Genomic DNA, 21174 nt, shown 5'->3' with positions numbered 1-21174 from the left:
TGGTACTGCAGGGGGGACCCTGTGGGAGAGTAGGACGCCGCCGAACAATTATTGGGGGAACCCCCGCACCTGACGGTGCGGGGGTTTTCTGCGTTCAGGGCCCCTCTTTCCCGGGCTCTTTCCTCGGGCCCCTTTCGGGGCCCTTCGCTTTTACAGGCGGCCCGCTGCCTTCAGGGCCAGATACGCGTCCGCCAGTGCCGGAGCCAGATCCTCAGGGGTCGCGTCCACAATGGTGACGCCCTGGCGGCGGAGCTGTTCCGAGACGCGCTGGCGTTCGCTCTGCGACTGGGCCGCCGCGGCGGCCTCGTAGACGGCGTCGACGTCACCGCGGGCCTTGGCCATGTCGGCGACGTGAGGGTCGGCGACCGAGGCCACCAGGACGGTGTGGCGCTGGGTGAGCTGCGGGAGGACGGGGAGGAGGCCCTCCTCGACCGGGGCCGCGTCCAAGGTCGTCAGAAGGACGATCAGGGAGCGGCGGGGAGCCGTCCGCAGGGCTGTGGCGGTGAGGCCGCGGGCGTCCGTCTCGACCAGCTCGGGTTCCAGCGTGGCCATGGCGTTGACCAGGGACGGGAGGAGATCGCCGGCGGCTCGGCCCTGGACGAGGGTACGGACGCGGCGGTCGTAGGCGAGCAGGTCGACGCGGTCGCCCGCGCGGGAAGCGAGGGCCGCCAGGAGGAGGGCCGCGTCCATCGCGGCATCCAGACGGGGGGCGTCGCCGACCCGGCCGGCGGACGTGCGGCCGGTGTCGAGGACCAGCAGGATGTGGCGGTCGCGCTCGGGCCGCCAGGTGCGTACGGCGACCGTGGTCTGGCGGGCTGTCGCGCGCCAGTCGATGGAACGGGTGTCGTCGCCGGGGACGTACTCGCGCAGGCTGTCGAATTCGGTGCCCTCGCCTCGGGTGAGGACGCTGGTGCGGCCGTCGAGTTCGCGCAGACGGGCCAGCTTCGAGGGAAGGTGCTTGCGGCTGGTGAAGGGGGGCAGGACGCGGACGGTCCAGGGGACGTTGTGGGTGCCCTGGCGGGCGAAGAGGCCGAGGGGGCCGTAGGAGCGGATCGTGACGCGGTCGGTGTGCCGGTCGCCTCGGCGGGTGGGGCGTAGCCGCGTCGTGACACGGCGGCGTTCGCCCGGGGGGACCGTCAGGCGGTGGCGGGAGGCGGCTGTCTCGGTGCCGGGCTGCCAACTGCTGGGGGGCCAGGCGTCGCGGAGGTGGGCGCGCAGGGGGCGGCGGGACGGGTTGGTGACCGTCAGGGTGACGTCCGCGGACTCGCCGAGGCGGGCGGTGGTGTCGCCCGAGCGGGACAGGCCCAGACGGCGTACAGGGGCCGCCAGGGCGACATCGCAGGCGCAGGCCAGGGCCAGGGGGGCGTTGACGGCCAGGAGGGTGGTCCAGCCGGGGTCCCAGAGGCCGACGGGCACGGAGCCGAGGGCCGCGAGGAGCGCGGCGCGTCCGGTGAAGGCCATCAGCGGGGGACCGGGACCTGGGCGAGGATCGCGGTGATGACGGAGTCGGCGGTCACGCCCTCCATCTCGGCCTCCGGGCGCAGTTGCACACGGTGTCGCAGGGTGGGCAGGGCGAGGGCCTTGACGTCGTCGGGAATGACGTAGTCGCGGCCGGTGAGCCAGGCCCACGCGCGTGAGGTGGCCAGCAGCGCCGTCGCTCCGCGCGGGGAGGCGCCGAGGGTGAGGGACGGTGACTCGCGGGTGGCACGGCAGATGTCGACGACGTAGGCCGTGATCTCGGGGGAGACCGTGGTTTTGGCGACCGCCGCGCGGGCCGCTTCCAGGGCGGCGGGGCCCGCCACAGGGCGCAGGCCGGCGGCGGCGAGGTCGCGGGGGTTGAAGCCGTCGGCGTGTCGCGTCAGGACGTCGATCTCGTCCTGGCGGGTGGGGAGGGGGATGGTGAGTTTGAGGAGGAAGCGGTCGAGCTGGGCTTCGGGGAGGGGGTAGGTGCCCTCGTACTCGACGGGGTTCTGGGTGGCGGCGACCAGGAACGGGTCCGGCAGCGGGCGCGGTGTGCCGTCGACGGTGACCTGGCGCTCCTCCATGGCTTCCAGGAGGGACGACTGGGTCTTGGGGGGCGTGCGGTTGATCTCGTCGGCGAGGAGCAGGTTGGTGAAGACCGGGCCGGGCTGGAAGGAGAACTCGGCGGTGCGGGCGTCGTAGACGAGGGAGCCGGTGACGTCGCTCGGCATGAGGTCGGGGGTGAACTGGACGCGCTTGGTGTCGAGTTCCAGGGCGGCGGCCAGGGCGCGGACCAGCAGGGTCTTGGCGACTCCGGGGACGCCTTCGAGCAGGACGTGGCCGCGGCAGAGCAGGGCGACGACGAGGCCGGTCACCGCGGGATCCTGGCCGACCACGGCCTTGGCGATCTCGGCGCGCAGGGCTTCGAGGGAGGCGCGGGCGGTGTCCGCGCCCGCGCTCGGCCCGGCGTTGTCAGTGGTCGGGTCCATCATGGACGGCGTACCTCACTTTCGAGGGCGTCGAGTCGGTCGGCGAGTGCGATGAGTGCTGCGTCGTCGCCCGGGGGCGGTCCGAAGAGGAGGGTGTGCAGGTCCTGGCCGTCGCCGTGGAGGCGGGTGGACAGGGCGGGCAGCAGGGCTTCGGGCGTGTGCGCCCGGGCGACGGGGAGACCTACGAGGGGGGCGAGGCGCGTGCGGGTGGTGGAGCGAAGAGCCGCCGCGGCGCGGTCGCGGGCGTTCGCCTTGCGGTAGAGGCGGGCGCGGCCTTCGACGGTTTCGGAGGCGCGGATCGCGACGGGGAGTTTTTCCGGTACGAGGGGGCCGAGTCGGCGTGCCCGCCAGAGGGCGGCCAGGGCCGCGGCGACGAAGAGTTGCAGGGTGCCCCAGAGCCAGCCGGAGGGGAGCAGTTCGACGAAGCTCTGTTCGTCGTCGCCGGATCCGGTGGCGGTGCTGTCGGAGAGCGAGGGGAGGTACCAGGTCACATGGGGGCGCGAGCCGAGGAGTTGGAGGGCGAGGGAGGCATTGCCCTGCTGGTCCAGACGGTCGTTGAGGAGGATGTCGGGGGCGCCGAGCAGGACGGTGTCGCCGCCGGAGGAGCCGGGGAGGCGCAGGAGTGTGGCCAGGCGCTCGCTGGGGTAGCAGGCGTCGGCGTCGGCCTGGGTGGTGGAGTAGCGCAGTCCGCCGGTGTCGGCGGCGCCGGCGCGGCGGGCGTCGGGGAGCGCGCAGCCGGGGTCGAGCGTGGTGTCGAAGCTGGTGACGGGGTCGACGTACACGCCGGGGGCGAGGCGGTCGACGGAGGGGGAGCCGGCGGCGACGAGGACCGTACGGCCGCCGGAGCCGGTGGTGGCCTCGTGGAGGCGGGACTGCTGGGTGGGGGTCAGCCGGTCGGGGGTGGCGACCAGGAGCGTGGTGTCGGGGCCGGTGGCGGCGCGGGCCTCGTCCAGGGTGGTGACCACGCGCGAGGTGACCCCGCGTTCGGCGAGGAGTTCGGCGACGGCGCGGCTGCCCCCGGGGTCGGCGGAGCGCGGGTCGAGGGCGCCGTGATGGGCGCTGGACTGGACCAGCGCGATGGCGAGGGCGCCCGCGATGAGGAGGGCGACGGCGAGGGCGATGCCCCGGCCGCGGGTCCAGAGCTGTCGGGGGGTGGGCGAGGCCGAGGTGGGCGAGGCCGTGGTGGCGGGGAGGGTGGCCTCGGTGGTCATCCGGCGGCTCCCTGGCGGCTGTTGCGGTCCGCGCTGTCGGTGCTGGTGCTGGTGCTGGCGGTGGTGAGCTGGGGTTTGGTGCGGTCGAGGTCGTCGTCGAGTTCGGTGATGCGCCAGTACGACGGCTCGGTGGCGGCCCGGCCGCCGTATGTGACGGCGTCGAAGTCGCGGGCGGCGGCGCGCAGTCGGTCGCTGTGGGAGGGCAGGGCGCGGCCCGCTTCGGCGGCGGCCTCGTCGGCGGTGCGGCCGGGGCGGACGTCGAGCAGGGCGCGTTCCTCCAGGGAGCGGACGACGGCGCGCATGCGTTCCTGGACGGCTTGGCTCCAGTGGCCCTGGGCTGCGTGCGCGTCGGCGGCGGCGCGGTGGTCGGCGGCGCTGCGGGGGCGGTCCTCGAACAGGGCCGCCGAGGACGTGGGACGGCGGCGGGGGGTGCCCAGGCGCCACCAGAGGGCGCCCAGGACGGCGGCGACGACCAGGAGGACGGCGATGAGGCCGATGACGCCGCCGGGTGTGGCGGTCGCCGCGGCTCCGAACAGGCCGTCCAGCCACTCCCAGAACTTGTCCAGGGCGCGTTCGAACAGGCCGGGGTCGTTCTGGTGGTACGCGCCTTCGGACAGCTCGCGTTCGGCCGCCTCCCGCGCGGGGTCGCGCGGGACGGTGAGCGGCGGCTCGTCGGTGCCGCGCAGGCGCGCGGGCAGCGCTGTGGTCCATCCCCCCGCCGGACTCACCGCATCAGCTCCTGGGGGCGGTGTCGGCGGGGCTCTGGACACCGGCGGCGCGGGCCAGGTCGAGGTCGAGGGCCTCGCGGCGGATGCGCTGGTCGATGTAGAGGAGCACGGTGACGCCGGCCATGATCGGGAGGGTGATGGTGGAGCCGATCACCGAGCCGATGCCGCTGACGATGAGGAAGGTCCAGCCGAAGTCGCTGGTGCCGTCGATGATCGAACCGATGCCGTCGCCGTCGGCCAGGCTGGCGAACAGGGCGAACGGGACGGCGATGATCATCGCGATGACGTAGGTGATGATCATGGCGAGCAGCAGGATGCCGAAGACCCGCCACCAGGAGCCGCGTACGAGCCTCGCGGACCGGCGCATCGCCTTGAGGATGCCCTGCTTCTCCAGCATCAGCGCGGGCGGGGCGAGGGAGAAGCGGATCATCACGAACAGCGCGACCACGGCGGCGCCGATGATCATGAGGGTGGAGAGGGCGATGAGGGCGCCGTTCCCGTCCATGGCGGCGACGACGATGCTGGGCACGGTGCCGAGGCCGACGATGCCGACGGCGATGAGCATCAGCAGGAAGATCAGGCCGAACAGCTTCAGCGTCTGGGGGCGGGCGTCGCGCCACGCCTCGGCGGTGGTGACGGGTTTGCCGAGGACCGCGCGGCTGGTGACGGTGGTCAGCAGGGCGGTCGCGGCGATCGTGCCGATCAGCGAGACGAGGAAGAGGACGAAGTTGCCCGCGAGGGCTTCGCCCAGGGCGCGGGTCAGTTCGCCGGTGGTGGCGCTCGGGTCGTCCAGGGCGGAGCTGTCGGTGAGGTCGTCCAGGACGGTGCCCTGGAGCACGACGACGAGGATCTGGGTGAGGACGGCGACGGTGAGGGAGATGCCGAGGACCGTGCGCCAGTAGGTGCGCATGGTGGAGACGGCGCCGTCGAGTATCTCGCCGACCCCGACCGGGCGCAGGGGTATCACGCCGGGCTTGGCGGCGGGCGGGGGGCCGCCCCAGGGGGTGCCCCAGCCGCCGGGGCCGTAGGGGCCCTGGCCGTAGCCGCCGGGGCCGCCCGGGGCGTGGTGGCCGCCGTGCGGGGCGCCGTAGCCGTCGCCTGGGCCTGTCCAGCCGCCGGGGACGTTCGGGGGCGGGGTGCCCCAGCCGGTGCCGGGCGGCGGGGGCGGTGGGGCCTGGCCGGGCTGCTGCGGGCCGGTGGGCGCCGACCACTGGGCCGGGGGCGGCTGCTCCTTGGACCACTTCGGGTGGGCGTCCTGTGGGCCCGTGCCGCCCTGGTCCGCGCCGGGGCGGTCGTTCGGCTCGGGCGTCCGGGCAGGGCTCTGCTGCCGTTCGGACGAGGGTTCTCCGGCGGGCGGGGGGACGGGCCGGTCGGCCGGCTCGGTGGGGCCGGACGTGCCGGGGGAGGGGCCGTCGGACGGGGCGGATCCGGGCGAGGCCCAGCCCGGAGTGTCGTTCATCGTCGCTCCTTCACGGTGCCCGTCCGCGGTCGCGGCGGCAGGCTGGCCCTCATCGTGCCATGGGGCGATGGTCGGGGGTCGGGCCGAGGTGGGGGGTGCGCGCCTTCAATTGTCCGTGGTGCACGGGGCACACTGACCGCATGGCTGATCAGTACGCGCAATCCGGCGAGGACAACCGGCCCACCGAGATACCGGCGATCCGCTGGGACGAGCCACCCGAGGGTCCCGTGCTGGTCCTCCTCGACCAGACGAGACTGCCGGCCGAGGAGGTCGAGCTGGTCTGCACGGACGCGCCCGCACTGGTGGAGGCGATCCGGTCGCTCGCCGTGCGCGGGGCGCCGCTGCTCGGTATCGCCGGGGCCTACGGGGTCGCGCTCGCCGCCGCGCGCGGGTTCGACGTGGAGGAGGCCGCGATCGCGCTGGCGGGCGCCCGGCCCACCGCCGTGAACCTGTCGCTGGGCGTGCAGCGGGCCCGTGCCGCGCACCGGGCCGCGCTCGTCGGCACCGGTGACGCCCGGCGGGCGGCCGAGGCGGCGCTGGCCGCGGCGCGCACCCTGCACCGGGAGGACGCCGAGGCGAGCGCCCGCATGGCCGCGCACGGGCTGGCGCTGCTGGACGAGCTGCTGCCCGCGGGCGGGCACCGGATCCTCACGCACTGCAACACCGGGTCGCTGGTGTCGGGGGGTGAGGGCACGGCGTTCGCGGTGGCGCTGGCCGCGCATCGTGCGGGGCGGTTGCGGCGGCTGTGGGTGGACGAGACCCGCCCGCTGTTGCAGGGCGCCCGGCTCACGGCGTACGAGGCGGCGCGCACCGGGATGGCGTACACGCTGCTCACCGACAACGCGGCCGGGTCGCTGTTCTCGGCCGGGGAGGTGGACGCGGTGCTGATTGGGGCGGACCGGATCGCGGCCGACGGGTCGGTGGCGAACAAGGTGGGCAGCTATCCGCTCGCCGTGCTCGCGCGGTACCACCATGTGCCGTTCATCGTGGTGGCGCCGGTGACGACGGTCGACCCGGGCACCCCGGACGGGGCGTCGATCGAGGTGGAGCAGCGCCCGGGGTTCGAGGTGACGGAGGTGGTCGCACCCCAGGCGGCGCTGGCGGCGGCCGGGGGCGGGATCGTGGTGGCGCCGCTGGGGACGCAGGCGTACAACCCGGCGTTCGATGTGACGCCGCCGGAGCTGGTGACGGCGATCGTGACCGAGGAGGGGGTCGTCTCGCCGGTGACCGGGGAGGGGCTCGGGGAGATGTGCGCGCGGGCCGGGAGGGTGTGACGCGGTGACCTGGTGAGGGGAGAAAGCGGGGGGATGTCAGGGCCGTCGGGGGGTGGTGCGCCGGGTGGCAGGGGGCCGGTCGGTGGTTCGCCGGAGTGAATCGGAGGGCGGCCCGGGTGCGGGGCCGGGCGGTGGGCTGGATCGCGCCGTGGGGGCCGCTGAAGCCGGTGGCTGTGGACGGGGGCAGACAGTGACCGCGCGGTACGGCTATGGTCACGAGGCAGTGACGTGTCTCACCTGCACCTTCGCCACCGTTATGAGAATGGGATGATGTCGTTTATGAAGGGACGAGTCCTTGTCGTCGACGACGACACCGCACTGGCCGAGATGCTCGGCATTGTGCTGCGTGGTGAAGGTTTTGAACCGTCTTTCGTAGCCGACGGCGACAAGGCGCTGGCCGCTTTCAGGGAGGCCAAGCCCGACCTTGTGCTGCTCGACCTGATGCTGCCGGGGCGCGACGGGATCGAGGTGTGCCGCCTGATCAGGGCGGAGTCCGGGGTGCCGATCGTGATGCTCACGGCGAAGAGCGACACCGTCGATGTCGTGGTCGGCCTGGAGTCCGGGGCCGACGACTACATCGTCAAGCCGTTCAAGCCGAAGGAGCTGGTGGCGCGGATCCGGGCCCGGCTGCGCCGCTCCGAGGAGCCCGCGCCGGAGCAGCTCGCCATAGGGGACCTGGTGATCGATGTCGCCGGGCACTCCGTGAAGCGGGACGGGCAGTCCATCGCGCTGACGCCGCTGGAGTTCGATCTGCTGGTCGCGCTGGCCCGTAAGCCGTGGCAGGTGTTCACCCGTGAGGTGCTCCTGGAGCAGGTCTGGGGCTACCGGCACGCCGCGGACACCCGGCTGGTGAATGTGCACGTGCAGCGGCTGCGTTCCAAGGTCGAGAAGGACCCGGAGCGGCCGGAGATCGTGGTGACCGTCCGTGGCGTCGGTTACAAGGCCGGGCCGAGCTGACATGTCCGGGGACAGTGCCGCTTCGGCGCCCGGGAGGTCCGGGGCCCGCGCGGAGCGGCCTGTCGGCCGGAAGGCGGCGGGCTCCCGCTGGGGCCGCGTCCTGGACAGCGGGCTGCTCCAGGGCGGGGTCCAGGGCAGCCCGGTGCTGCGGCTCTTCATGCGCTGGGTGCGTCGGCCGCTGCTGCCGGTGATGCGGCTGTGGCGGCGCAACATCCAGCTCAAGGTGGTCGTCACCACCCTGCTGATGTCGCTGGGTGTGGTGCTGCTCCTCGGCTTCGTGGTGATCGGGCAGGTGCGCAACGGACTGCTGGAGGCCAAGGTGAGGGCCTCGCAGAGCCAGGCCACCGGCGGGTTCGCCGTGGCCAAGCAGCGGGCCGACGAGGCCACCACCGCGCCGGGCGAGGACCCGGGCGCGGTCGACGGCAGGCCCGCGCAGAACGTCATCCAGTGGATGAGCGACCTTGTCTCCTCGCTGTCCAGCGGCGGTGCCGGCGCCTTCGACGTGGTGACGCTGCCCGTCGGTGACGAGAGCGGCAACGGGCGCGGTCCGCGCGCCTCCGGAGGCGTCGACCCCAACAAGAGCGTCCCCGAGGAACTGCGTACCCGGGTGAACACCAGTACGGCCGCCTCGCAGAGCTACAGCCGCATCGTCTACAGCGGCGTCGACAAGGGCGCCCAGCCCGCGCTGGTCATCGGCAAGGAGGTCAACGACCCCAACGGTGACCCGTACCAGCTGTACTACCTCTTCCCGCTCACGCAGGAGGAGAAGTCGCTGAGCCTGGTCAAGGGCACGCTGGCGACCGCCGGGCTGTTCGTCGTCGTCCTGCTGGGGGCCATCGCCTGGCTGGTGGTGCGGCAGGTCGTCACACCGGTGCGGATGGCGGCCGGGATCGCCGAGCGGCTCTCCGCCGGGCGCCTCCAGGAACGGATGAAGGTCACCGGCGAGGACGACATCGCCCGTCTGGGCGAGGCGTTCAACAAGATGGCGCAGAACCTCCAGCTGAAGATCCAGCAGCTGGAGGAGCTGTCGCGGATGCAGCGGCGGTTCGTCTCCGACGTGTCGCACGAGCTGCGCACCCCGCTGACCACGGTCCGGATGGCCGCCGATGTCATCCACGAGGCGCGCGAGGACTTCGACCCGATCACCGCGCGGTCCGCGGAACTCCTCGCCGACCAGCTCGACCGCTTCGAGTCGCTGCTCGCGGACCTGCTGGAGATCAGCCGGTTCGACGCGGGCGCCGCCGCGCTGGAGGCCGAGCCGATAGACCTGCGCGAGGTGGTCCGGCGGGTCGTCAGCGGGGCCGAGCCGCTCGCGGAGCGCAAGGGCACGCACATACGGGTGCTGGGCGATCAGCAGCCGGTGGTGGCGGAGGCCGACGCGCGCCGGGTGGAGCGGGTGCTGCGCAATCTCGTCGTCAACGCCGTCGAGCACGGCGAGGGCAGGGACGTCGTCGTCAAGCTGGCCGTCGCGGGCGGCGCGGTCGCGGTCGCCGTACGGGACTACGGGGTGGGCCTCAAGCCCGGCGAGGCGTCCCGTGTCTTCAGCCGCTTCTGGCGGGCGGACCCGGCCCGCGCGCGTACCACCGGGGGCACGGGACTCGGCCTGTCCATCGCGCTGGAGGACGCGCGGCTGCACGGCGGCTGGCTCCAGGCGTGGGGCGAGCCGGGGGGCGGCTCGCAGTTCCGGCTGACGCTGCCCCGGACGGCGGACGAGCCGCTGCGGGGCTCCCCGATACCGCTGGAGCCCAAGGACTCCCGGCGTCATCGTGGGGTGGACGATGCCTCTCCCGCGCGCGGGGGCGAGAAAACCGCCACCGTGCCGGTCCAGCCCACCGGGGAGAGATCGGCGATATCCCGACCGGCCGCCGCGGCCCCCACCGCCGATCCGACGGCACTGCCGGGCAACGGCGCGCGCGTGGTGCCCCGCCCGGGCGGAGGCGCACGGCCGCACGACGGCGGGGGCGCCGGGGAGCTGACGGACGACAGGGGCGCTTCCGCGGGGGCGCGCGGTGCGGCGGCGGAGCCGGACCGGCAAGGGGAGGGGACGCGTGGGCGCTGACCGTGAGGGGGGCGCCTGGCGCAGGCCCGCGCGCGCCGTGGCGTACGCCGCCGGGGGAGTCGTCCTGCTGGCGGGATGCGCCACGATGCCGGACCACGGGGATCTGCGCGGGGTGGAGTCCACGCCGCGGCAGGACACCCAGGTGCGGGTGTTCGCCGTGCCGCCGCGCGAGGACGCGACGCCACCGGACATCGTGCAGGGCTTTCTGGAGGCCCTGACCAGCGACGACCCGCACTACGAGACGGCGAAGCTGTATCTCACCAAGGAGGCCGCGCGGCAGTGGCGGCCCGAGGCGTCCACCACGGTCCTCGCGGACGGTCCGGCGACCACGGCCGATCCGTCGGGCGGGCGGGAGGGCGGCACGGACTACTCCTTCACCCTGACCGGCAGCCGGGTCGCCCTGGTGGACGACCAGTTGTCGTACGCGCCCGCGCGCGGTGACTACGCGCGCCAGGTGCATCTCATCAAGGACGAGAAGAGCGGCCAGTGGCGTATCGACGGGCTGCCGCAGGGCGTCGTCATGGGCCGGTCGGACTTCCAGCGCAACTACATGTCCGTGAACAAGTACTACTTCGCCTCCGACGTCGTCGCCGAGGCGGGCACGCAGCCCGCCGCCGTCGCGGATCCGGTGTACGTACGGCGCCGGGTCGACCCCATGACGCAGATGGTGGGCTCGCTGCTGGCCGGGCCCACGATCTGGCTGGACCAGGTGGTCCGGTCGAGCTTCCCGACCGGTACGGCACTGCAGAAGGGCGTCACCTCGCTGACGCCCGACGACCAGAACAAGCTCACCGTGCCGCTCAACGACAAGGCGGCCGGGGTCGGTCTGACCAAGTGCAATGAGATGGCCGCTCAGCTGCTGTTCACGCTGGGCAGCCTGACGCCTGCCGTGGACCGGATCGAACTGCAGGCGGGCGACCGGCAGTTGTGCACGCTCCACGAGGAGGGCGCGCAGGCGGTCGCCTCGCGCGGGTCGGTCGACCAGCCCGAGTATCTGTACTTCCTCGACGGCGAGCACCGGCTGGTGCGGATGGCGGCCGGCAGCAAGGAGACCCTCGCGAATCCCGTCCCGGGCGGGCTGGGCGAGGGCGGGCGCGCGCTGCGCTCGGCGGCCGTCGCGCGCGACGAGGAGACGGCGGCCGGGGTCGGCTTCGACGGGAAGGGGCTCTACGTCGCTCCCCTGACCGCGAGTCAGCCGACCTTGGGCGAACCGCTCGTGGCCAGTCAGGGCAAGACCGAGGCCGACCGGCTCACCGCGCCGAGCTGGGACACGTACGGCGATCTGTGGGTGGCCGACCGGGATCCGGGCAACGAGCGGCTGCTGATGTTCCAGGACGGTGAGGGCGAGCCGGTCGAGGTGGCGACACCGGCCCTCGACGGACGGATCGACTCCGTGCGGGTGGCCGCCGACGGGGTGCGGATCGCGCTGGTCGTGGAGAAGGACAACCGGCAGTCGCTGCTCATCGGGCGGATCGAGCGGGACGTGCGGTCCGGGGAGCAGCCGTCCGTGATGGTGCGGGGACTGCGTTCCGCGACACCTCAGCTGTCGCAGATCACCACGGCGTCGTGGGCGGGCGACAGCCGGCTCGTCGTGGTCGGACGCGAACAGGACGGCGTCCAGCAGATGTCGTACGTCCAGGTCGACGGCTCCACCCCGGAGGCGGCGGCCCCCGACGCGCTGACCGGTGTGGAGAGCATCGCGGCGTCCGAGGACGAGCACATGCCGCTGGTGGCGTACTCGTCGGAGGACGGGATCGTGCGGATGGCCACGGGGGCGCAGTGGCAGAAGGTGGTCAAGAAGGGGTCGTCGCCGGTCTATCCGGGGTGACCGGTCTATCCGGTCCATCCAGGGTGACCGGGGTGACCAGGGGTGGTGCCGGGTGATCCGTGGTCGGTCGCCCGGTCGCCCGGTCGCCCGGTTGTTTGGCCGTTTGGCCGGTTTGTTTCCGTTTGGTCGTGGGCTCGTGGAGTTGTCCACAGGTGGTTGTCCACAGGGGTGGCGGGGGTGTCGGGGCGCGGGCACAGTGGTGGACATGCGGGGGTGGTGGCAGGAGATCGCCGACCTGGTGCTGCCGGCCGAGTGCGGGGGCTGCGGGGCGGCTCGTACGGTGCTGTGCGCGCGGTGCCGGGCCGCGCTGACGGGTGCAGGACCGGGGCGGGTGCGTCCGGTGCCGGAGCCGGACGGGCTGCCGCCGGTGTGCGCGGCGGGGCCCTACGAGGACGCGGTGCGGGCCGCGCTGCTGGCGCACAAGGAACGGGGTGTGCTGGCGCTCGCCGGACCCCTGGGCGCGGCTCTGGCGGGCGCGGTGCGGGCGGGGCCGGCGGGTTGCGGTGCGCCGGGTTCGGCCGTGCTGCTGGTGCCCGTGCCGTCGGCGCGCGGAGCGGTGCGGGCGCGGGGGCATGATCCGGCGCGGCGGATCGCGCTGGCGGCTGCCGGTGAGCTGCGGCGGACCGGGGTGGCGGCGCGGGTGCTCGCGGTGCTGCGGCAGCGCCGGCCGGTGGCCGATCAGGCGGGGCTCGGTTCCGCGCAGCGGCTGGAGAACCTCGCCGGGGCGCTGGCGGTGGCGCGCGGTGCGGAGGGGCTGCTGGGGGAGGGGCGCGTCGTGCTGGTGGACGACGTGATGACGACGGGCGCCTCGCTGGCGGAGGCGGCTCGGGCGGTGCGGGAGGCGGTGCGGGAGATCGCTCGGGACGGTCGGGAAGGGGCGCGCATGAGAGGCGGTGCGAGTGGGCAGCCGACGGGGACGGGAAGGGCGGTGGTGAAAGAGATCGAAAACATGATCTGCGCGGCTGTGGTCGCGGCGCCGCCGGATTCTTTCGAAGGGAACAGGAACTGACCGTGAAGCTGCATCGTTGCAGGTAGTGACAGGGTCTATTCACTGGGACGGGGGTACGCGGCAGTAGAGGGTGACGACATCCGTCCGGGCGAGATATGTTCGGTTGTGAGAGAAAGGCGCAGGCCGTCCCTCGCATATCCGAATGCCGTGCTGCGGGTTTTTCGCGAACATCCGAAGCCGGTGGGGTGGAACTCTCGCCCATGGGGGAGGAGGAGGTGGAAGTCACCGAGTCCGAGGTTCCGGGAGCAACCGGGACCTGGTGCACAAGGGAGATGCTCCGCCACCGAAGCGGAGTGATCCGGGAACGGAGTTCTGCGTGGACATCGTCGTCAAGGGCCGCAAGACCGAGGTGCCCGAGCGGTTCCGCAAGCACGTGGCCGAGAAGCTGAAGCTGGAGAAGATCCAGAAGCTCGACGGCAAGGTGATCAGCCTCGACGTCGAGGTGTCCAAGGAGCCCAACCCCCGACAGGCCGACCGCAGCGACCGAGTGGAGATCACGCTCCGCTCCCGTGGTCCGGTGATCCGGGCGGAGGCCGCGGCCAGCGACCCGTACGCCGCTCTCGACCTCGCGGCGGAGAAGCTGGACGCCCGGCTGCGCAAGGAGCACGACAAGCGTCACACGCGCCGAGGTGTCCGCCGGCTCACGGCGGCGGAGGTCCCCGACCACGTCCCGGACGCGGCGACGCTCAACGGCAACGACCGAACCTTCGAGGCGGATGAGCCCGAGGTGCCCACGAAGAGGATCGGTTCGCTGGAAGTGCAGGGCGAAGGCCCGCTCGTCGTCCGCGAGAAGACCCACGTCGCCTCCCCCATGTCCCTTGACCAGGCTCTTTACGAGATGGAGCTGGTCGGGCACGACTTCTACCTGTTCGTCGACTCCGAGACCAAGGAACCCAGCGTCGTCTACCGCCGCCACGCCTACGACTACGGCGTGATCCATGTGCGGACGGACACGATGGTCACCCACGCGCCCTCCTCCGACGCCGGTGGCTCGCTCGGCGGCTGACCCCCCCCGGGCGACAGTGAGACCGGTGCCCCTGGAGTGCGCGTGCGCCCCCAGGGGCACCGGTGCGACCGGTTCGCGCCCCGCTCTGTCACCGCGTTGTCGTCCGGGCATGGAATCATGGCCGCAACGGCTCAACAGGTGGGCCGTTGCCTTGGGTTGGCGATGGCACAGAACCACAGGCCACAGCCTTCAGGGGGAGGAACGATGGCGGACAGCTTCGGACCGATGCAGGCAGGTGACGCCGACGACGGTGGCGCCGCCGCGGGCCCGGACACGGGCGCGTCACGCAAGGAGCCGATCCGTGTCCTGGTCGTCGACGACCATGCCCTCTTCCGGCGGGGCCTGGAGATCGTGCTGGCCGCCGAGGAGGACATCCAGGTCGTCGGCGAGGCCGGGGACGGGGCCGAGGCCGTCGACAAGGCGGCCGACCTACTGCCCGACATCGTGCTGATGGATGTACGGATGCCCAAGCGCGGCGGGATCGAGGCGTGCACCTCCATCAAGGAGGTGGCGCCCAGCGCGAAGATCATCATGCTGACGATCAGCGACGAGGAAGCGGACCTCTACGACGCCATCAAGGCGGGCGCGACGGGATATCTGCTGAAGGAGATCTCGACGGACGAGGTGGCCACGGCGATCCGCGCGGTGGCCGACGGCCAGTCGCAGATCAGCCCGTCCATGGCGTCCAAGCTGCTCACCGAGTTCAAGTCGATGATCCAGCGCACGGACGAGCGGCGGCTGGTGCCCGCGCCGCGGCTGACGGACCGCGAGCTTGAGGTGCTGAAGCTCGTCGCCACCGGGATGAACAACCGGGACATCGCCAAGGAGTTGTTCATCTCCGAGAACACCGTGAAGAACCATGTGCGCAACATCCTGGAGAAGCTCCAGCTGCACTCCAGGATGGAGGCCGTGGTCTACGCGATGCGCGAGAAGATCCTCGAAATCCGCTGACCTGATCTGACCTGACCTGACCCTGTTCTGATCAGATCTGCGCTGTCCGGCTCCTGTCCGGCCCCTGCCCGGCCCCTGCTCGGTCCCCTCCCGTTCGTCAGCCGAGCCGTCCGGCCAGTTCCCCCGTGAGGGCGTCGCGCAGCTCCGGGGGGTCGACGCGCTCCACCCGTACGTCCGTGCAGTTCACCCAACTCGCCGCCTCGACCAGTGCCTCGGCCACCGCGGGGACCGCCTTCGGGCCGTCGAGGCCGATCTGGCGGGCGACCAGGGTGTGGCCCTCGCGGGCCGGGTCCACCCGGCCGACGATCCGGCCGCCCGCCAGCACCGGCATCGCGAAGTAGCCGTGGATCCGCTTCTGCTTGGGGACGTACGCCTCCAGGCGGTGGGTGAAGCCGAAGATCCGCTCCGTGCGGGCGCGTTCCCAGATCAGGGAGTCGAACGGGGACAGCAGCGTCGTACGGTGCCGGCCGCGCGGGGCGCTCTCCAGGGCCGCGGGGTCCGCCCAGGCCGGCTTTCCCCAGCCCGCCACCGTCACCGGGACCAGACCGGAGTCGGCGATCACCGCGTCCACCTGCTCGCCCTTGAGACGGTGGTAGTCGGCGATGTCCGCGCGCGTCCCCACCCCCAGGGCCTCGCCCGCGAGGCGGACCAGACGGCGCAGGCATTCCGTGTCGTCCAGGTCGTCGTGCAGCAGCGTGTCCGGGACGGCGCGCTCGGCCAGGTCGTAGAGCCGCTTCCAGCCGCGCCGCTCCACGCACACCACCTCGCCGTACATCAACGCGCGCTCCACGGCGACCTTGGTGCCCGACCAGTCCCACCATTCACTGGTGCGCTTGGCGCCGCCGAGGTCCGTCGCCGTGAGCGGGCCCTCCGCGCGGAGCTGCTTGATCACCTGCTCGTAGGTGCCGTCGGGCAGTTCGTGGCCCCAGTGCGGGCGGTTGCGGTAGGAGCGGCGGCGGAACGCGAAGTGCGGCCACTCCTCGATGGGGAGGATGCAGGCCGCGTGCGACCAGTACTCGAAGGCGTGGGTGTCGCTCCAGTAGGCCCGTTCCACCTCCTTGCGGCCCACCGCGCCCAGGCGCGCGTACGGCACGAGTTCGTGGGAGCGGGCGAGGACGGAGATGGTGTCGAGCTGCACCGCGCCGAGATGGCGCAGGACGCCTCGGACACCGGCCTTGCGGTCCGGGGCGCCCAGGAACCCCTGCGCGCGCAGGACGAGACGGCGGGCATCGGCTGCGGACAGCTCTGCGGTCGGGCGCGGGGTCGTCATGTCCCGCACGATAGACGGTGGCACTGACAACCCGTTCTGACCTGCAGGTTTCCGACGCGGGGAGCCGCAGGCCCGGGTGGAGGCGGGGGCGGGGGCTACGGGCGGGGTGCCGGGAGGTAGGGGGCGGTGGAGGGCAGGCCCAGGTCGGAGGGGAGCAGGGAGCCCACCCAGCAGTCGCGGCGTACGCCGTTGTTGTTCATGCCGGCGCGCAGGACGCCCTCCACCGTGAAGCCCGCTTTCTCGGCCACCGCGCGCGAGGCGCGGTTGCCGACCTCCGCACGCCACTCGACCCGGTCCACGCGCGCGTGGACGAAGGCCCAGCGGGCGGCGGCGCGGGCCGCCTCGGTGGTGTAGCCGTGGCCCCGGTGGGCCTTGACGGCCCAGAAACCGATCTCGCCGACGCCGAGGGAGCGCATGGAGATGCCCAGCATGCCGGTCAGCTCGCCGTCGGGCAGGTACACGCCGAACGTGAACATGGAGCCGGTCGACCAGCCCTCGGGCACCGCCTGCACGGTGAAGTTCTCCGCGTGCTCGGGCAGATACGGGGACGGGATCGTGGTCCAGCGCTGGATGTCCGGGTCCTGGCACGCGGCGAGGACCGCGCCGGTGTCGTCCGGGCCGACCGTGCGCAGCCGCAGCCGGTCGGTGCTGAGCGTGACGGGTTGCATCGACCGATTCTGCGCGCGGGGGCGGAGGACGCGCCATCGCTTTCGCCGTACGTGATCACTCGATCACAATTCGCCAAATTGCCCGATGTGATCCGGCACCATCCGCGAACCCGGTCCGTTGTCCTGTGTGAACGGGTGGATCGGCGACGGATCCGGAGCACAGCCGGAACCGTGTGCGTCGCTGATCCGCGACGGCTTCCAGGGCGGAAGCCGAAGACGGTGACGCCGTCGTTCTGCGGGCCTCCCGGTGCGGGCCGGTCCTCGCATACGATGGCCGTTGCTCCGTCACGTCCAATGGAAACCGACCGTCCCAGGCCCGACCGGCAAGGAGACCAACCCCCGTGTCCGTCCTCTCGAAGATCATGCGTGCAGGCGAAGGCAAGATCCTGCGCAAGCTGCACCGCATCGCGGACCAGGTCAACTCCATCGAAGAGGACTTCGTCGACCTCTCCGACGCCGAGCTGCGGGCCCTCACCGATGAGTACAAGCAGCGCTACATCGACGGTGAGAGCCTGGACGACCTGCTGCCCGAAGCCTTCGCCACGGTGCGCGAGGCCGCCAAGCGCGTTCTCGGCCAGCGCCACTACGACGTGCAGATCATGGGCGGTGCCGCCCTGCACCTCGGCTATGTCGCCGAGATGAAGACCGGTGAGGGCAAGACCCTGGTCGGCACCCTGCCGACCTATCTGAACGCGCTGTCCGGCAAGGGCGTCCACCTGATCACGGTGAACGACTACCTGGCCGAGCGTGACTCCGAGATGATGGGCCGCGTCCACAAGTTCCTCGGTCTGGAGGTCGGCTGCATCCTCGCCAACATGACCCCGGCCCAGCGCCGTGAGCAGTACAACTGCGACATCACATACGGCACGAACAACGAGTTCGGCTTCGACTACCTGCGCGACAACATGGCCTGGTCGAAGGACGAACTCGTCCAGCGCGGCCACAATTTCGCGGTGGTCGACGAGGTCGACTCGATCCTCATCGACGAGGCCCGTACGCCGCTGATCATCTCCGGGCCGGCCGACCAGGCCACCAAGTGGTACGGCGACTTCGCCAAGCTGGTCCGCCGCCTCAAGCGCGGCGAGGCCGGGCAGCCCCTCAAGGGCCTGGAGGAGACCGGCGACTACGACGTCGACGAGAAGAAGCGCACCGTCGCGATCCACGAGTCCGGTGTCGGCAAGGTCGAGGACTGGCTGGGCATCGACAACCTCTACGAGTCGGTGAACACCCCGCTCGTCGGCTATCTGAACAACGCCATCAAGGCGAAGGAACTGTTCAAGAAGGACAAGGACTACGTCGTCATCGACGGCGAGGTCATGATCGTCGACGAGCACACCGGCCGTATCCTCGCCGGCCGCCGTTACAACGAGGGCATGCACCAGGCGATCGAGGCCAAGGAAGGGGTGTCGATCAAGGACGAGAACCAGACGCTCGCCACGATCACCCTCCAGAACTTCTTCCGCCTCTACGACAAGCTCTCCGGCATGACCGGTACGGCGATGACCGAGGCCGCCGAGTTCCACCAGATCTACAAGCTCGGCGTGGTCCCCATCCCGACCAACCGGCCGATGGTCCGCAAGGACCAGTCGGACCTGATCTACCGCACCGAGGTCGCGAAGTTCGACGCGGTCGTGGACGACATCGCCGAGAAGCACGAGCAGGGCCAGCCGATCCTGGTCGGCACCACCTCGGTCGAGAAGTCCGAGTACCTCTCGCAGCAGCTCTCCAAGCGCGGGATCCAGCACGAGGTGCTCAACGCCAAGCAGCACGACCGCGAGGCGCAGATCGTCGCCCAGGCCGGCCGCAAGGGCTCGGTGACGGTGGCGACCAACATGGCCGGCCGTGGTACGGACATCAAGCTCGGCGGCAACCCGGACGACCTGGCGGAGGCCGAGCTGCGCCAGCGCGGGCTCGACCCCGAGGAGCACATCGAGGAGTGGGCCGCCGCGCTGCCCGCCGCCCTGGAGCGGGCCGAGAAGGCGGTGCAGGCCGAGTTCGAGGAGGTCACGGACCTCGGCGGACTGTATGTGCTGGGCACCGAGCGGCATGAGTCGCGGCGGATCGACAACCAGCTCCGCGGTCGTTCCGGCCGTCAGGGCGACCCCGGCGAGTCGCGCTTCTACCTCTCCCTGGGCGACGATCTGATGCGGCTGTTCAAGGCCCAGATGGTCGAGCGGGTGATGTCGATGGCGAACGTCCCCGACGACGTGCCCATCGAGAACAAGATGGTCACGCGCGCGATCGCGTCCGCCCAGTCGCAGGTCGAGCAGCAGAACTTCGAGACGCGGAAGAACGTCCTCAAGTACGACGAGGTCCTCAACCGCCAGCGTGAGGTCATCTACGGCGAGCGCCGCCGCGTCCTGGAGGGCGAGGACCTGCACGAGCAGGTCAAGCACTTCATGGACGACACGATCGACGCCTATGTCGGCGCCGAGACCGCCGAGGGCTTCGCCGAGGACTGGGACCTGGACCGGCTGTGGGGCGCCTTCAAGCAGCTCTACCCGGTGAAGATCACCGTCGAGGAGCTGGAGGACGAGGCGGGTGACCGGGCCGGGCTGACGGCCGAGTTCATCGCCGACTCCATCAAGGACGACATCACCCAGCAGTACGAGGCCCGCGAGGAGCAGCTCGGCTCCGAGATCATGCGGGAGCTGGAGCGGCGGGTCGTGCTCAGCGTCCTGGACCGCAAGTGGCGTGAGCACCTCTACGAGATGGACTACCTCCAGGAGGGCATCGGCCTGCGCGCGATGGCCCAGAAGGACCCGCTGGTCGAGTACCAGCGCGAGGGCTTCGACATGTTCACCGCCATGATGGAGGGCATCAAGGAGGAGTCCGTCGGCTATCTGTTCAACCTGGAGGTCCAGGTCGAGCAGCAGGTCGAGGAGGTCCCCGTCGAGGACGCCAGGCCGAGCCTGGACAAGCAGGACGCCGTCCCCGCGCAGGCGGGCGCGCGCCCCGAGATCCGCGCGAAGGGGCTGGACGCCCCGCAGCGGCGGAACCTGCACTTCTCCGCGCCGACCGTCGACGGTGAGGGCGGCACGATCGAGGGCGACTTCACCACCGACGACGAGCCGGTGCGCTCGGAGGCCGACGGCCTCACCCGCGCCGAGCGGCGCAAGCAGGCGCGGGGCGGGCGGCGCCGTAAGAAGTGACATGACGGGGTGATGGCGCCGGGGTGCCGTGGCGTGGTGGATGCGTGGGTGCCCTGACGCTGTGACGCTGTGACGGCGCCTGGGGCGTCGTGAACGAAGGGGCCGGTCCCGTGGGGGCCGGCCCCTTTCGTCTGCCCTCAGGGGGCGGGCCCGGGTGTCGCGCCGTGGTCGCGGTCAGTCCGCCGCAGGGTGGGGGCGGCGGGGGCCGTCGAGTTCGATGGCGGTGCAGCGCCAGCGGCGGTCGCGACCGCGTTCCAGGCGGAAGGCCATCGCGCGCAGACGGGCGCCGGTCTCGATACGCGCGAACACCTCGATGGCGCCGGGACCGGCCTCGTACCAGCCGAGGTCACGGACGACGGGGCGGGCACCGCGCAGGGTGCGCAGGGGGCCGCGTTCGGCGAGCCAGGTCAGATCGTCGTAGGCACGGCCCGCGGTGAGGCCCAGCATGAAGTGCACGGGGCGCCGGCCGCTCAGCACCGCGAGAAGGCGTTCCGCGAAGGAGTCGGTGGGGAGGGCGGCCGAGGGGAGCGGGAGGAGACCGGCCGGGGGCCTGCGGGGGGTCTGGTGAGGGACGACCGGGGCCGCGGGCGAGGGCGTGAGGTGGCGGAGGTCCGTGGCCGCGCGGGGGCGCCTGGTGGCGGGGACGCGGGTCGGAGTGGCGCCCGGGCGCCGGGAATCGCGGCGGACCGGTGGACGGGGGCCTGCCTGGCCCTGGGGGTGGGTCCCCGGGTGCCCTTGGGGGTGAGGGTGGGGGTGCGGCTGGGTTCGGGGAGGGGTGTCGGGGTGGTCCTCGGGGTGGGTGGTCGGCCGGGGTGGGGCGGGGGAGGGATGTGGCTGGGGCTGTGGGGCGCTGCCGGGGTGGTTCTGGGGGTGGGTGTGGGGCTGGGTTCGCGGAGGGGTGTCGGGGTGGTCCTCGGGGTGGGTGGTCGGCCGGGGTGGGGCGGGGGAGGGATGTGGCTGGGGCTGTGGGGCGCTGCTGGGGTGGTTCTGGGGGTGGGTGTCCGGGTCGGGCCGGGGAGGGGCGCCGGGGTGGCTCCGGGGGTGTGCGGAGGGCGGCTGGGGGAGCTGGGGTGGCGCGGCGGGCGGCTGAGGGGCGGTGCGGCTCTGCGGGGCGGGGGTGGGGCGGCGGTGTGCCCTTGTCATGACCTTGTT

At 72.2% G+C, this 21174-nt stretch carries 16 protein-coding genes; 8 read left to right on the top strand and 8 right to left on the bottom strand.

Annotated elements, in window-relative coordinates; translation table 11 throughout:
- Positions 1-150 precede the first annotated feature (150 nt).
- Genes ACIQNG_RS07680 through ACIQNG_RS07660 form a run of 5 tightly spaced genes read right to left on the bottom strand, consistent with a single transcriptional unit; the run spans position 151 to position 5848 of the window.
- Complete coding sequence (locus ACIQNG_RS07680) at positions 151-1461, bottom strand: DUF58 domain-containing protein (protein WP_401439052.1); 1311 nt, start codon at positions 1459-1461, stop codon at positions 151-153.
- Positions 1461-2450 carry an AAA family ATPase gene (locus tag ACIQNG_RS07675; protein ID WP_401483020.1) on the bottom strand — a complete coding sequence of 330 codons (990 nt, stop codon included), beginning with the start codon at positions 2448-2450 and terminating at the stop codon, positions 1461-1463. Before ACIQNG_RS07675 ends, ACIQNG_RS07680 begins: the two co-directional genes overlap by 1 nt.
- Positions 2450-3661: a DUF4350 domain-containing protein gene (locus ACIQNG_RS07670; RefSeq protein ID WP_401483019.1), complete on the bottom strand. Its 1212-nt coding sequence runs from the start codon at positions 3659-3661 to the stop codon at positions 2450-2452. The genes ACIQNG_RS07675 and ACIQNG_RS07670 overlap by 1 nt, the downstream gene beginning before the upstream one ends.
- A complete protein-coding gene (locus ACIQNG_RS07665) occupies positions 3658-4389 on the bottom strand; it encodes a DUF4129 domain-containing protein (protein ID WP_401483018.1) in 732 nt (243 codons plus the stop codon). Before ACIQNG_RS07665 ends, ACIQNG_RS07670 begins: the two co-directional genes overlap by 4 nt.
- A 4-nt stretch (positions 4390-4393) precedes the next feature.
- Positions 4394-5848 (bottom strand): hypothetical protein, encoded by a 1455-nt coding sequence (locus ACIQNG_RS07660; protein ID WP_401483017.1) that lies wholly within the window; start codon positions 5846-5848, stop codon positions 4394-4396.
- Positions 5849-5988: 140 nt separating this feature from the next.
- Between ACIQNG_RS07660 and mtnA the strand changes: the two genes are divergently transcribed.
- From mtnA to ACIQNG_RS07625, 7 genes are all read left to right on the top strand, one after another.
- Entirely contained in the window at positions 5989-7122 is a 1134-nt protein-coding gene (mtnA, locus tag ACIQNG_RS07655) for an S-methyl-5-thioribose-1-phosphate isomerase (protein ID WP_401439064.1), read from the top strand.
- A gap of 267 nt (positions 7123-7389) precedes the next feature.
- The gene (gene mtrA, locus ACIQNG_RS07650; RefSeq protein WP_187283109.1) at positions 7390-8079 is read left to right on the top strand and encodes a two-component system response regulator MtrA; all 690 of its coding nucleotides are present in this window, start codon (positions 7390-7392) and stop codon (positions 8077-8079) included.
- A 1-nt stretch (position 8080) separates the two neighbouring features.
- Positions 8081-10138 (top strand): MtrAB system histidine kinase MtrB, encoded by a 2058-nt coding sequence (gene mtrB, locus ACIQNG_RS07645; RefSeq protein ID WP_401483016.1) that lies wholly within the window; start codon positions 8081-8083, stop codon positions 10136-10138.
- Positions 10128-11966: an LpqB family beta-propeller domain-containing protein gene (locus tag ACIQNG_RS07640; RefSeq protein ID WP_401439070.1), complete on the top strand. Its 1839-nt coding sequence runs from the start codon at positions 10128-10130 to the stop codon at positions 11964-11966. Before mtrB ends, ACIQNG_RS07640 begins: the two co-directional genes overlap by 11 nt.
- Positions 11967-12171: 205 nt before the next feature.
- Positions 12172-12975: a ComF family protein gene (locus ACIQNG_RS07635; protein WP_401483015.1), complete on the top strand. Its 804-nt coding sequence runs from the start codon at positions 12172-12174 to the stop codon at positions 12973-12975.
- Between the two features lie 316 nt (positions 12976-13291).
- Positions 13292-13981 (top strand): ribosome hibernation-promoting factor, HPF/YfiA family, encoded by a 690-nt coding sequence (hpf, locus tag ACIQNG_RS07630; protein WP_401439074.1) that lies wholly within the window; start codon positions 13292-13294, stop codon positions 13979-13981.
- Positions 13982-14185: 204 nt separating this feature from the next.
- Positions 14186-14932 carry a response regulator gene (locus tag ACIQNG_RS07625; protein ID WP_401439076.1) on the top strand — a complete coding sequence of 249 codons (747 nt, stop codon included), beginning with the start codon at positions 14186-14188 and terminating at the stop codon, positions 14930-14932.
- A 97-nt stretch (positions 14933-15029) separates the two neighbouring features.
- Here ACIQNG_RS07625 and ACIQNG_RS07620 read toward each other — a convergent pair whose 3' ends face one another.
- Positions 15030-16202 carry a winged helix-turn-helix domain-containing protein gene (locus ACIQNG_RS07620; RefSeq protein ID WP_401439079.1) on the bottom strand — a complete coding sequence of 391 codons (1173 nt, stop codon included), beginning with the start codon at positions 16200-16202 and terminating at the stop codon, positions 15030-15032.
- Between the two features lie 95 nt (positions 16203-16297).
- The gene (locus ACIQNG_RS07615; RefSeq protein ID WP_401439082.1) at positions 16298-16870 is read right to left on the bottom strand and encodes a GNAT family N-acetyltransferase; all 573 of its coding nucleotides are present in this window, start codon (positions 16868-16870) and stop codon (positions 16298-16300) included.
- A gap of 341 nt (positions 16871-17211) precedes the next feature.
- Here ACIQNG_RS07615 and secA point away from each other — a divergent pair, with 341 nt between their 5' ends.
- A complete protein-coding gene (gene secA / locus ACIQNG_RS07610; protein WP_401439085.1) occupies positions 17212-20022 on the top strand; it encodes a preprotein translocase subunit SecA in 2811 nt (936 codons plus the stop codon).
- Between the two features lie 174 nt (positions 20023-20196).
- Here the strand turns inward: secA and ACIQNG_RS07605 are convergent, their stop codons facing one another.
- Positions 20197-20469, bottom strand: a complete 273-nt coding sequence (locus tag ACIQNG_RS07605; RefSeq protein WP_401483014.1) for an Rv3235 family protein — start codon at positions 20467-20469, stop codon at positions 20197-20199.
- Positions 20470-21174: the final 705 nt, after the last annotated feature.

Source organism: Streptomyces sp. NPDC091377 (assembly GCF_044757045.1).
Taxonomy (GTDB): domain Bacteria; phylum Actinomycetota; class Actinomycetes; order Streptomycetales; family Streptomycetaceae; genus Streptomyces.
This window is presented reverse-complemented; position numbering and strand designations above follow the sequence as displayed.

What these genes read in the sequence shown, in the direction of transcription:
- mtrB (WP_401483016.1), top strand. Translation starts at nt 8,081, where the DNA reads ATGTCCGGGGACAGTGCCGCTTCGGCGCCCGGGAGGTCCGGGGCCCGC.
- ACIQNG_RS07635 (WP_401483015.1), top strand. Translation starts at nt 12,172, where the DNA reads ATGCGGGGGTGGTGGCAGGAGATCGCCGACCTGGTGCTGCCGGCCGAG.
- ACIQNG_RS07670 (WP_401483019.1), bottom strand. Translation starts at nt 3,661, where the DNA reads ATGACCACCGAGGCCACCCTCCCCGCCACCACGGCCTCGCCCACCTCG.
- ACIQNG_RS07615 (WP_401439082.1), bottom strand. Translation starts at nt 16,870, where the DNA reads ATGCAACCCGTCACGCTCAGCACCGACCGGCTGCGGCTGCGCACGGTC.
- ACIQNG_RS07620 (WP_401439079.1), bottom strand. Translation starts at nt 16,202, where the DNA reads ATGACGACCCCGCGCCCGACCGCAGAGCTGTCCGCAGCCGATGCCCGC.
- mtnA (WP_401439064.1), top strand. Translation starts at nt 5,989, where the DNA reads ATGGCTGATCAGTACGCGCAATCCGGCGAGGACAACCGGCCCACCGAG.
- ACIQNG_RS07675 (WP_401483020.1), bottom strand. Translation starts at nt 2,450, where the DNA reads ATGGACCCGACCACTGACAACGCCGGGCCGAGCGCGGGCGCGGACACC.
- mtrA (WP_187283109.1), top strand. Translation starts at nt 7,390, where the DNA reads ATGATGTCGTTTATGAAGGGACGAGTCCTTGTCGTCGACGACGACACC.
- ACIQNG_RS07680 (WP_401439052.1), bottom strand. Translation starts at nt 1,461, where the DNA reads ATGGCCTTCACCGGACGCGCCGCGCTCCTCGCGGCCCTCGGCTCCGTG.
- ACIQNG_RS07605 (WP_401483014.1), bottom strand. Translation starts at nt 20,469, where the DNA reads ATGCTGGGCCTCACCGCGGGCCGTGCCTACGACGATCTGACCTGGCTC.
- ACIQNG_RS07660 (WP_401483017.1), bottom strand. Translation starts at nt 5,848, where the DNA reads ATGAACGACACTCCGGGCTGGGCCTCGCCCGGATCCGCCCCGTCCGAC.
- ACIQNG_RS07625 (WP_401439076.1), top strand. Translation starts at nt 14,186, where the DNA reads ATGGCGGACAGCTTCGGACCGATGCAGGCAGGTGACGCCGACGACGGT.